This is a genomic window from Streptomyces sp. NPDC097981 (assembly GCF_040302565.1).
Classification (GTDB): Bacteria; Actinomycetota; Actinomycetes; order Streptomycetales; family Streptomycetaceae; genus Streptomyces.
Window position 1 is genome coordinate 71,607 of sequence record NZ_JBEORW010000016.1, and the last position, 11,744, is coordinate 83,350.

An 11,744-nucleotide genomic window follows, 5' to 3' on the forward strand; every position below is an offset into this window, starting at 1 on the left:
TATCAAACACCGGTACGAAACGTACCGGTGGGTGGCACGTGGGTGCGATCAGAAATCGAAGCCGAGTTGGCCTCCGTTTTCCAGCTCCGTCGATTCCTCGCTGCGGCGCACCTTCTTGAGGTGGCGCCACCGGGGCAGCGCGTCGAGGTACGACCACGAGAGCCGGTGATACGGGGTGGGCCCCAACTCCTCAAGCGCGGCCCGGTGCACGGGCGAGGGGTATCCGGCGTTGTCACCGAAGGCGAAGTCCTCGAATCCGCCGCCCTGTTGACCGAGTTCGGCCATCATCCGGTCGCGTCTGACCTTGGCGATCACCGAGGCCGCGGCGACGGCGACGCAGGACTGGTCGCCCTTGATCACCGTACGCACCCGCCAGGGCCCGCCGAGGTAGTCGTGCTTGCCGTCGAGGATCACCGCTTCGGGCCGCACCGGCAGCTCCTCCAGGGCGCGCTCCGCGGCGAGCCGCAGCGCGGCCGTCATCCCGAATTCGTCGATCTCCTCCGGGGAGGCGTGCCCCAAGGCGTACGCGGTGACCCAGTCCTCCAGGACGTCGAGGAGCGCGTCGCGTCGTTTGTGGGTGAGCAGTTTGGAGTCGGTGAGGCCTGCGGGCGGCCGGCGCAGACCGGTGATCGCCGCGCACACGGTGACCGGACCGGCCCAGGCCCCTCGTCCGACTTCGTCGACCCCGGCGATGACCTTGGCGCCGGTGGTTGCACGGAGGGAGCGTTCGACGGTGTGGGTGGGTGCTTCGTACGGCATGGCGCCAGCAAGGTTACGCCGCCCCGCGCCGCCTGCACACCCCGGCCCGGGTGGAGTCGGTGCGGCGTCTCACGTCCTGAGCAGGGGCACCATCACCTGGTCGATCATTTCCGCGATGTCCGGATCCAACCATTCGCTCCCGCACACCTTCGCGCGGTACATCATCATCGCCGGAATGACGTCGGCAACAAATGGACTCGTCACATCCGGTCGCACGTCGCCTCGCTTGATTCCACGCTGCACAAGCTCCCTGATCAGCCGGTGGGCGGGCTCGTGCAGCCCGGCCCGGATGACCTCGTGGAAGCGACCCGCATGCATGTGGTCGCATTCGTGAAGGACCGCACGCAGTGCCTGACCGGCGCGCGACTCCATCACGTCCCGCATCCGCACACACAACCAGAGGAGGTCATCCCGGATCGATCCGTGATCGGCGATCTCACCGATCGGCGGCAGTCCGGTCCGCAGCACCTCGGCCACCAGGTCCGCCTTCGAGGGCCAGCGCCGGTACACCGCCGCCTTGCCGGTGTGGGCACAGGCGGCGACCCCTTCCATGGTGAGCGCGTTCCAGCCGACGGTGCTCAGCTGCTCCAAAGCCGCGTCGAGAATCGCCCGTTCGAGTTCCGGCCCCCGCCTGCGCCCCGGTGGCGGCGCCGACCAGCGCGAACCCACCATCACCTCTACCTCCGACCGACTCACGCGCCCCTTGCGCGCGCTTTCAGCCTTAGTGAACGGTTGCGTTCACTATCGAGGGCCTCCTACCGTGGACCCACAGTGAACGAATGCGTTCACTATTTCACTATGGGGGGTTCCACGGTGGAAGGCTCTCAACTCGCCACGCCCCGGATACCGGGCGCGGCCCGCCGGGAAGGGCGCCCCGGCGTGGCACTCGCGGTCATCGCCGCCTGCCAGCTGATGGTCGTCCTCGACGCGACGATCGTGAACATCGCACTCCCGCACATCCAGACCGCCCTCTCCTTCTCCACCACCGACCTGTCGTGGGTGATCAGCGCGTACACGCTGGCCTTCGGCGGTCTCCTGCTGCTCGGCGGCCGGGCCGGCGACATCCTCGGCCGGCGCCGCGTGTTCCTCACCGGAATCCTGCTCTTCACCCTGGCCTCGCTGCTCGGCGGCTTCTCGCAGGAGCCCTGGCAGCTGCTGGCCGCCCGTGCCCTCCAGGGGGTCGGCGGCGCGATCGCCTCACCGACCTCGCTCGCCCTGATCACCACGACCTTCGCCGAAGGCCCCGAGCGCAACCGCGCGTTCGGGGTGTTCGCCGCCGTCTCCGCAGGCGGCGGCGCGATCGGCCTGCTGGCCGGCGGCATGCTGACCGAATGGCTCGACTGGCGCTGGGTGCTCTTCGTCAACGTGCCGATCGGCGTGCTGATCGCCGTGCTCACCCCGCTGTACATCACCGAGTCCGAGCGCCACTCCGGCCGCTTCGACATCGCGGGGGCCCTCACCTCCACCGGCGGTATGGCCTCGCTCGTCTACGGGTTCATCCGCGCCTCGGAGGACGGGTGGAGCGACGGGCTCACCCTCGCCTCCTTCGCCGCCGCCGTCGGCCTCCTCGGGCTCTTCGTGGCCGTCGAGTCGCGGGCGAGCGAGCCGATCATCCCGCTGCGGATGTTCGCCGACCGCAACCGCGCCGGCACCTACCTGATCATGCTCGGCCTCGCCGCCGCGATGTTCGGCATGTTCTTCTTCATCGTCCAGTTCGTACAGAACGTGCTGGGCTTCTCGCCGATCCAGTCGGGGCTCGGCTTCCTGCCCGTGACCGTCGCGATCGTCACCGCCGCCGGCCTCTCGCAGCGCTTCCTGCCGCGCTTCGGGCCCAAGCCGTTCATGGTCGCCGGATCCGCTCTCACCGGCATCGGGCTGACCTGGCTGACGTCCATCCGCACCGACAGCTCGTACGTCTCCGGGGTTCTCGGGCCGATGCTGCTCTTCGGCTTCGGCATGGGCCTGAACTTCGTGACCCTCACCCTCACGGCCGTCTCCGGGGTCGCCCGGCGGGAGGCGGGCGCGGCCTCCGGGCTGCTCAACGCCAGCCAGCAGGTCGGCGGCTCACTCGGCCTGTCGATCCTGGTCACCGTCTTCGCCACGGCCAGCCGGAGCGAAGGCGAGAAGCAGATCCCGGACTTCATGGCCCACGCGGACGCCGATCAGGTGGCGGCCTTCAAGGAGACCGGGCGGCTGCCCGACCCCTGGGGCGACCTCGTCCTCACCCAGGGCATCTCCACCGCGTTGATCGCGGCCGTCGCCATGGCCGGGCTCGCCCTGGCCACCGCGCTGCTGGTGATCCGGGTGCGCAAGAGCGACCTGGAGGCCCTCAACGGCGCCGCGGAGGCCGCTCCGGCGGCCTGAAGCGCTGCTGGACCACGCGGGGGCCCGGGCGCGGGAGGTGGTCCCGTGCGCCCGGGCCCCGTACGGGATCCGCGGCGCGCGGCTACCCGGTGCGCGTGCTGAACGCGCCGAGGCTGGAGCAGACCTCGTACGGGGCCGTCACCGGGCGCTCGCGAAGGATCTGCCGGGCCCGGTACTCGCCGAGGCTCATGGCGTACCAGGGCACTCGGCCGGCCCTCGACAGTTCGTTGTTGATCCTGCGCAGGGCGCAGGAGCGGTGGGGTTCGGGCAGCCGGTCCAGGGCGGGCACCGCGTCCGCCGACAAGGACTGGAAGTAGGCCAGGTCGATCTTGCCGGCCTGCCGGAAGCGGTCCGCGTTCTTCTCGGCGACCATCCCGTCCGGGGACAGCAGTCCGAAGGCCAGGACGGCGGCGGCCGCGCTTCCCGCAACGGCGCGCGCAAGCCAGCGCGCGCCGAACACCCCGGCAGCCATGATCAGTACGATGACCAGCCCGAGCCAGAGCTCCATCGCGGCCACCGACACGCGGAGCCGGGTCAGCCCGTACGCGTCCACGTACAGGTCCATCCTGCGCAGCGCGGAGGCGACCACGACCAGGGTCAGGGCGCACAGCGTGCCCAGGACGGCGCGGACGAACCGCCGGTCCCCGGCTCCGGCACGCGGAGCCCAGCGCAGGGCGAGCGCGATCACGGCGAGAGTGAGCAGGGTGGCCCAGAGCAGCTGCCAGAAGCCCTGTCGGGCGTACTCGGCATAGGTGAGCCCGGTGCTCTCCAGAACCTTGTCGTAGCCGCCGAACAGCACGGCCAGCTGGACGGCGTTGAACCCGGCGAAGAGCAGGTTGAGCACGACGAGCGGGAGTGCCCATTCGACACGGGAGCGCGGCTTGCCGGGTGCGACCCGGATCCGGTCCCAGCGCGAAGGTGCCGCGGCGGCGCGGGCGGCGGCGAGCGCGAGCACGGCTCCGAGCAGGAAGAGCAGGAGGCGCACCGGTCCGTCACCGACGGAGACGTCGGGAGTGAGCCCACCCAGCAGGTCGGCGAAAGCGGCGTCGGCGGAGGCGAACAAGGCGCCGAAGAGGACCAGCAGTACGGCTGCCACCACGGTGGCCTTGGCCACGGGCACCCAGCGGTCCCGGTCGACCCCGCTGCCGCGCGAGCGCAGCCCGCTCCAGGCCCAGCGGATTCCGAGCACGGTGGCGTCGACGAAGCCAAGCGGGCTGAGCAGCACGCCGGGCCAGGTGCGGCTGCCGTGCAGGGCCAGCGCGCCGAGCAGTACGGCGGCGAGCAGCGCGAGGGTCGACGGCCAGCCGGCGTCGCGCAGCGCGGGTACGGCGAGGAGCGCGATGCAGCCGATGGCCCAGACCACGGTCCAGGGGCGCGCGGTACGCCGGGCCGCGCGGGCGGCGGCGTACGCGGCGACGACGGCGGGCACGACGGCGAGCAGCAGGCCGGGACCCAGGCCGTCGCCGAGGAAGAGGGCTGCGGCAAGGCCGGCGGCCCCGGCGGAGAGCAGCACGGCGGTGGAAACGGGTGCGGCCTGCGCCGGACGCGCGGCTTCGGCCCAGGCCAGCGGTGCGATGGACCAGGCTCCGGTCTTGGCCCGCTGCTGACGGACCTGGTAGGCCTGCCATGCCCTGGGGTCCCAGCCGGGCGGTACTGCGGCCTGCGCCGTCCCGGCGGCGGGACCGCCGGCCGGACCGCCATCGGGGCCGGGGCTGGCCTCTGCCACGGACTGCACGGGCTGCCCGGTCTGCAGCGCCGCAGGCTGTGCGGCCGGGATGGATCCGCCGGCCGCGCCCGTGGCCGGTCCTGTCGGTGGATCTGGGGCCTCTGCGGGCCCGTCGCCCGCCCGGGCCGGCTGCGCGGGCTCGGCGGTCGGGCCTCCGCTCGCGTCCCCTCTCGCGCAGTCGGCCACTCCATCGGAGTTTTCCGTCATCGGGTTCCCCTCCCCTGTCGGCCGCCCCGTCGTCACGACGGAGGCGGCGAAGCGGACAGGGTAGGCGCGTGACGTGCGGCGTCAGCCATACCGGAGGGGTCCCTGTGGCAGGACCGTGACAATCGGGAACGGGGCGTACCGCCCGACTGCGGACACCGCCCGCTCCCCCGGCCCGCTCCCCCGGCCCGGCCGCCGGACCGTCGGCCGACCCGATGCCGGCCCGCCGGCTACCCCGCCGTCGGCGTCTTCGGCAGCCAGTCCGGCAGAGCCTCCGTACGGGCCAGCCAGGCGGCCGGCAGCACCGCGTCACCACGCGCCCCCAGCACCCCGCCGACGATCGCGCAGGTCGTGTCGACGTCCCCGCCCACCTGCGCGGTGGTCCAGAACGCCCGCTCGTAGTCGTCCAGCGACCGCGCCGCCGACCACAGGGCGAACGGCACGGTGTCGTGGGCGCTCGTGCGCCGCCCGCAGCCCAGCACCGCCGCGACCGTGGTCGCGTCGCCGTAGTCCAGCATGTCCCGCGCGCGCCGCAGCCCTGCGCCCACGGCGCTGCGCGGCACCAGGGCGATCACCCCGTCCAGCAGGTCGGCAGCCTTCGGCGGACCCGCCGGATCGGCCGCCAGCGCGGCTGCCGCGGCGACGGCCATCGCCCCGCACACCGCCTCGCGGTGCTGGTGGGTGGTGTAGGCGGAGATCTCCGCCTGGTGCGTGGCCTGCTCGGGGTCGTCGGCGTACCAGGCGCCCAGCGGCGCGATGCGCATGGCCGCACCGTTGCCCCACGAGCCCTGCCCGTTGAACAGCTCGGCCGCCAGGGTGCGCCAGTCCTCGCCCTCACGGACGAGGCGGAGCATCCGGTTCACGGCGGGCCCGTAGCCGCGGTCGAAGTCGTGGTGGTGGGCGAAGGAGCTCGCCAGGGCGTCCTGGTCTATGCGCCCGTGTCGGGCGAGGACGGCGACCACCGAGCAGGCCATCTCGGTGTCGTCGGTCCACTGCCAGGTCTCGGTGCCGGCGGGCAGCTCGCGGCGCTTGAGGCGGGGGTAGTTCACGGGGACGAAGTACTGGGAGCCCAGGGCGTCACCCAGAGCCAGCCCGCGGAGGCTGGCCGTGGCGCGTGCGTAGCGCCCTTCGGAAGAGGAGTCGGCGGTCATCCCGCGTCAGTTTAGCCGTCCAGGTCATAAGGCTCCGGTGTGGTCCAGCGCTCAAATGGGCGGTCCATGCGGTACCGCCCGTCGGGACCCAGCAGGAGCACCCGGAATTCGCCGTTACCGGGGTTGGACAGGGCCTCGAACTCGGCCACCGACCAGTGGAACCAGCGCATGCAGAACAGCCGCATGGTCAGCCCGTGGGTCACCAGCAGCACGTTCGGCGGGTGGTCCGGGGCCTCGAAGCTGCGGAAGAGGCTCTCCAGGAAGGCCCCGACGCGGTCGTACACGTCCGCGCCCGACTCGCCTTGCGCGAAACGGTAGAAGAAGTGCCCGTACGCGTCGCGGTACGCCTTCTGCAGCCGTACGTCCTCCCGGTCCTGCCAGTTCCCCCAGTCCTGCTCGCGCAGCCTCGGCTCCTCGCGCATCCGGACCCGCGCCGGGTCCAGCCGAAGCTCCCGGAACGTCTGGAGGGTCCGGCGGTACGGGGAGACGTACGCGCTGACGGGCTCTTCGCCGAACAGCTCGCGCAGCCGTGCGCCGGCCTCCGCGGCCTCCTCACGCCCCTGGCCGGTCAGCCGCAGGGCGTGATCGGGCTCCCGCTCGTACACCGTGTCATCGGCATTGCCCTCCGATTCCCCGTGCCGGACAAGGACGATGCGCCGTGGTCGTGCCATTCCACGACCCTATGCGGCCACCGGCGGGCCGGGCACCCGGGCTCGCCGGTCGGCCCGCCGATCGTCGTACGGTCATACCGTCCAAGACGGTTCGAGGTCGACGACGTCGCCCGTGAGGGCCTCCACGTCGGCCTCGGTCTGGGCGCGCAGCGAGAGCCGCTCGACCCGCTCCTGACGGTACTTGCCGTGTTCGGCGGCGGCATGCCACATCGACAGCACCAGGAACTCCCGGCCCGGGGCCTCTCCGAAGAGTCCCCGGATCATCCCGGGCGAGCCGGCCATGGCCGGGTTCCACACCTTCTCCTGCATGAGGGCGAAGTGGTCCACGCGGCCCTCGCGCACACGGGTGTGGGCCACGCGCACGACGTCCGCGTCGGTGAAGCGCGGCTCGAAGCCGGTCTTCACGTCGAAGCGGTGGTCGAAGAGCGTGACCCGGGCGTTGGTGTACGTGCCGGCCTGGGCCGCGGCCAGCCGGTCGTACGACCGGGCCATGAAGGAGTCGTAGAAGGAACGGCTCTCCCAAAACGCGAAGACATGCGCGACCCCCTGCCGCCCCCGGCTCCAGCCGCCGCCCTGTCCCCGGAATCCCGGCTCGCCCGGCAGCCCCGCCCATTTGCGCTGCCCGCGCTCGAACCCGCGTCGGTCCGTCACCGTGCAGCGAATCCACTTGACCAGCACCGCGCCATCGTACGGGCCCGGCGCGGCCCCGGTCAGTCCCCAGCGCGGTTCATACGCTCCAGTTCCTCCGCATCCCGCCCGGACAGCCGAAGCCCGAACTCCCGGTCGAGCAGCGCGCGCAGCTCGTGGGGGGCCACTGACTGCCGCTCTGCGCGCCCGTCGGGGTACAGCCGGGTGAGCTCCCGCCCCACGAGCGCCCGGCGGACGGGCTCGCCCGGGTGCTGGACGACCACCTGGCCGACAAAGGCGGAACGGGGGTGAGAGGAGCTGTAGTGGTTGAGCAGGACGTAGTCGACGGGGTGGTAACGCTGCGGCGAGAACGCGTACAGGTCCCGCCAGGTGCCCTCGCGCAGCATGCACAGCGCGAGGATCCCCTCGCCCTCCTCACGGACCGCGTACGTCCATTCCCCCTGCACCAGTTCGGCTCCGGGCCGCGCCAGCGGGACGGGCTCGCGCGGGCCCTGGTGGCCGAACCCGGCGTCGCACAGCCAGGGTTCCCCTTCGACGGTGACCACGAGGACGGCGTGCGTCACAGCGAGCACGGAGTCCCCCCGGGTGCGGTTGCGGGCGCCGCGCCCGGATACCTCGAAGCCGATCCGCTCCAGGGCAGCGGCCAGCAGCGAGTTCTGCTCGTAGCAGTAGCCGCCGCGGCGGCCGTGCACGAGCTTGTCCTCCAGGGCCTTGACGCCCAGCTCGACGGGGCGGCCGAGCAGCACGTCCAGGTTCTCGAAGGTGATGGCACCGGTGTGGGCCCGGTGCACTGCGTACAACGTCGCGAGGTCCGGCCGGAGTTCCCCGTCCTCACCGACGGGCCCGTCGTAGCCGATCCGTGCCAGATAGGCATCGAGATCCAGCTCGCCACCACTCCACATGTCTCCCCCGCTCCCGCTCGTGAAACGGCGGGCGCCCGATGGCCCCGCCGCGCACAATGATCGGCATAACGGCGCTGCACACCAACCCGCTCTTCGCCCGGCTCACCGGCTCCGAGCGTATCCGGCGCCGGTCAGCTGCCTGCGCGTCGTCGGGGGCCCGGCCAGGGGTAGCCGAGCTGATCGGCGTCCCAGTTGTCCTGTGCATGTGCGGCGAAGCCGGTGCACGTCAGGGAGGGGCGTCAGCCCATGGCTGACGCCCCTCCCTTTCAGAGATCACGCTTCGCGCTCAACCACGCGAAGCCGCCCGTATCAGCTGCAGCCGCTGGTCGAGCCGCAGCCCTCGCAGATGTAGCAGGAGCCTGCGCGCTGCATCTTCGTACCGCACGAGAAGCAGAGCGGGGCGTCGGCGGAGACGCCGAGCTGCATCTCGACCAGTTCGGCGTTGGAGTGCGCCGTCTTCGGGGCCTGGACCTCGACGACCGCGGCCGGCTTCGGGGCGGCCGGGACGGCGGCCAGCGGGGCCGACTGGGCAAGGGACTCCGTGTCGAGGTCGTCCTCAAGCGGCTCGTACGAGCCGGTGTCGAGGTGGCGCTGACGCTCCTCGGCGGTGTGGATGCCGAGCGCCGAGCGGGTTTCGAAGGGCAGGAAGTCGAGCGCCAGGCGGCGGAAGATGTAGTCGACGATCGACTGCGCCATCCGCACGTCCGGGTCGTCCGTCATGCCGGCCGGCTCGAAACGCATGTTCGTGAACTTCGAGACGTACGTCTCCAGCGGGACGCCGTACTGCAGACCGACCGAGACGGCGATCGAGAAGGCGTCCATCATGCCCGCGAGGGTCGAGCCCTGCTTGGACATCTTCAGGAAGACCTCGCCCAGGCCGTCGTCCGGGTAGGAGTTGGCGGTCATGTAGCCCTCGGCGCCACCCACGGTGAAGGAGGTGGTGATGCCCGGGCGGCCCTTGGGGAGGCGCTTGCGGACCGGGCGGTACTCGATGACCTTCTCGACCGCCGCGCGGATGGTGTCCTCCGCCTTGGCGGTGACCTCCTCCTTCTCCTCTTCCTTCTTCTTCGCGGAGAGGGGCTGGCCGACCTTGCAGTTGTCGCGGTAGATCGCGAGCGCCTTGACGCCCATCTTCCACGCCTCGAAGTAGATCTCCTCGATCTCCTCGACGGTCGCCGACTCCGGCATGTTGACCGTCTTCGAGATCGCGCCGGAGATCCAGGGCTGGATCGCGGCCATCATCCGGACGTGGCCCATCGGGGAGATGGAGCGCTCGCCCATGGCGCAGTCGAAGATCGCGTAGTGCTGGGTCTTCAGGCCCGGGGCGTCGACGACCACGCCGTGCTCGGCGATGTGGGCGACGATCGCCTCGATCTGCTCCTCCTGGTAGCCCAGGCGGCGCAGTGCCTGCGGGACGGTGCCGTTGACGATCTGCATCGAGCCGCCGCCGACGAGCTTCTTGAACTTGACCAGGGCCAGGTCCGGCTCGACACCGGTGGTGTCGCAGGACATCGCGAGACCGATGGTGCCGGTCGGCGCGAGGACGGAGGCCTGGGAGTTGCGGAAGCCGTTCTTCTCGCCGAGGCGCAGGACGTCCTGCCAGGCCTCGGTGGCCGCGGCCCAGATCGAGTTGTCGAGGTCCTCGGTGCGCGGCGCGACGGCGTTGGCGTCGGCGTGCTGCTTCATGACGCGCTTGTGCGCCTCGGCGTTGCGGGCGTAGCCGTCGTACGGGCCGACGATGGCGGCCAGCTCGGCGGAGCGCTTGTACGCGGTGCCGGTCATCAGCGAGGTGATCGACGCGGCGAGGGTGCGGCCGCCGTCCGAGTCGTACGCGTGGCCGGTCGCCATCAGCAGGGCGCCGAGGTTGGCGTAGCCGATGCCCAGCTGGCGGAAGGCGCGGGTGTTCTCGCCGATCTTCTGCGTCGGGAAGTCCGCGAAGCAGATGGAGATGTCCATCGCGGTGATGACCAGCTCGACGACCTTGGAGAAGCGCTCGGCGTCGAAGGACTGGTTGCCCTTGCCGTCGTCGTTCAGGAACTTCATCAGGTTCAGCGAGGCGAGGTTGCAGGACGTGTTGTCCAGGTGCATGTACTCGCTGCACGGGTTGGACGCGGTGATCCGGCCGGACTCGGGGCAGGTGTGCCAGTTGTTGATCACACCGTCGTACTGGATGCCCGGGTCGGCACAGGCCCACGCGGCCTCGGCCAGCTTGCGGAAGAGCGCCTTGGCGTCGACCTTCTCGATGACCTCGCCGGTCATGCGGGCGCGCAGGCCGAACTCGGTGCCGTTCTCGACGGCCGTCATGAACTCGTCGTTCACGCGGACGGAGTTGTTGGCGTTCTGGTACTGGACGGACGTGATGTCGTCGCCGCCCAGGTCCATGTCGAAGCCCGCGTCGCGCAGGGCGCGGATCTTCTCCTCTTCCTTCACCTTGGTCTCGATGAAGGCCTCGACGTCGGGGTGGTCGACGTCGAGGACGACCATCTTCGCCGCGCGGCGGGTGGCGCCGCCCGACTTGATCGTTCCGGCGGACGCGTCGGCGCCGCGCATGAAGGAAACCGGACCGGAGGCGTTGCCGCCGGAGGAGAGGAGCTCCTTGGAGGAGCGGATGCGGGAGAGGTTCAGGCCGGCGCCGGAGCCGCCCTTGAAGATCATGCCCTCTTCCTTGTACCAGTCGAGGATCGACTCCATGGAGTCGTCGACGGCCAGGATGAAGCAGGCGGAGACCTGCTGCGGCTGGGGCGTGCCGACGTTGAACCACACCGGCGAGTTGAAGCTGAAGATCTGGTGCAGGAGGGCGTAGGTCAGCTCGTGCTCGAAGATCTCCGCGTCGGCGGGGGACGCGAAGTAGTCGTAGTCCTCACCGGCCTTCGTGTACGTCTTCACGATGCGGTCGATGAGCTGCTTCAGACCGGTCTCGCGCTGCGGGGTGCCGACGGCGCCGCGGAAGTACTTGCTGGTGACGATGTTGACCGCGTTCACCGACCAGAAGTCGGGGAACTCGACGCCACGCTGCTCGAAGTTGACCGAGCCGTCGCGCCAGTTCGTCATGACGACGTCACGGAGCTCCCAGCTCACCTCGTCGTACGGGTGCACGCCCGGGGTGGTGTGGATGCGCTCGATCCGCAGGCCGCCCTTGGCAGTCTTGGTCCCCTTGGCGCGGGAACCTCGTGCCGAGCCGCTCGCCGTCTCTGTCATGCCGCTTCCTCCCATATGCGGGCAAAAACGCCCTAAAGTGCCAGCGTTATTCCGCGGCACGGTCTGTCTTCTATCTGCGTTTCTTCGCCTTGCCGTACCGGGCGGCCGCGCTGCGCTGCGG

At 70.8% G+C, this 11,744-nt stretch carries 9 protein-coding genes; 1 reads left to right on the forward strand and 8 read right to left on the reverse strand.

What is annotated here, in order from left to right:
* Nucleotides 1–48: 48 nt before the first annotated feature.
* A complete protein-coding gene (rnhB, locus tag ABTY04_RS17745; protein ID WP_352214257.1) occupies nt 49–759 on the reverse strand; it encodes a ribonuclease HII in 711 nt (236 codons plus the stop codon).
* A 69-nt stretch (nt 760–828) separates the two neighbouring features.
* Nucleotides 829–1,431, reverse strand: a complete 603-nt coding sequence (locus ABTY04_RS17750; RefSeq protein ID WP_352214258.1) for a TetR/AcrR family transcriptional regulator — start codon at nt 1,429–1,431, stop codon at nt 829–831.
* Between the two features lie 126 nt (nt 1,432–1,557).
* Between ABTY04_RS17750 and ABTY04_RS17755 the strand changes: the two genes are divergently transcribed.
* On the forward strand, nt 1,558–3,123 hold the full coding sequence (locus ABTY04_RS17755; protein ID WP_352214259.1) for an MFS transporter: 1,566 nt from the start codon (nt 1,558–1,560) through the stop codon (nt 3,121–3,123).
* An 82-nt stretch (nt 3,124–3,205) separates the two neighbouring features.
* Here the strand turns inward: ABTY04_RS17755 and ABTY04_RS17760 are convergent, their stop codons facing one another.
* The 6 genes from ABTY04_RS17760 to ABTY04_RS17785 form a co-directional block, all read right to left on the reverse strand.
* Nucleotides 3,206–5,056 (reverse strand): DUF4153 domain-containing protein, encoded by a 1,851-nt coding sequence (locus ABTY04_RS17760; RefSeq protein WP_352214260.1) that lies wholly within the window; start codon nt 5,054–5,056, stop codon nt 3,206–3,208.
* Between the two features lie 227 nt (nt 5,057–5,283).
* Entirely contained in the window at nt 5,284–6,204 is a 921-nt protein-coding gene (locus ABTY04_RS17765) for an ADP-ribosylglycohydrolase family protein (protein WP_352214261.1), read from the reverse strand.
* 11 nt (nt 6,205–6,215) lie between these two features.
* Complete coding sequence (locus ABTY04_RS17770) at nt 6,216–6,875, reverse strand: histidine phosphatase family protein (RefSeq protein WP_352214262.1); 660 nt, start codon at nt 6,873–6,875, stop codon at nt 6,216–6,218.
* Between the two features lie 72 nt (nt 6,876–6,947).
* A complete protein-coding gene (locus tag ABTY04_RS17775) occupies nt 6,948–7,553 on the reverse strand; it encodes a YdbC family protein (protein ID WP_352214263.1) in 606 nt (201 codons plus the stop codon).
* A 32-nt stretch (nt 7,554–7,585) separates the two neighbouring features.
* Nucleotides 7,586–8,425: an arylamine N-acetyltransferase family protein gene (locus ABTY04_RS17780; protein WP_352214264.1), complete on the reverse strand. Its 840-nt coding sequence runs from the start codon at nt 8,423–8,425 to the stop codon at nt 7,586–7,588.
* Nucleotides 8,426–8,734: 309 nt separating this feature from the next.
* Nucleotides 8,735–11,623 (reverse strand): vitamin B12-dependent ribonucleotide reductase, encoded by a 2,889-nt coding sequence (locus ABTY04_RS17785; RefSeq protein WP_352214265.1) that lies wholly within the window; start codon nt 11,621–11,623, stop codon nt 8,735–8,737.
* Nucleotides 11,624–11,744 lie beyond the last annotated feature (121 nt).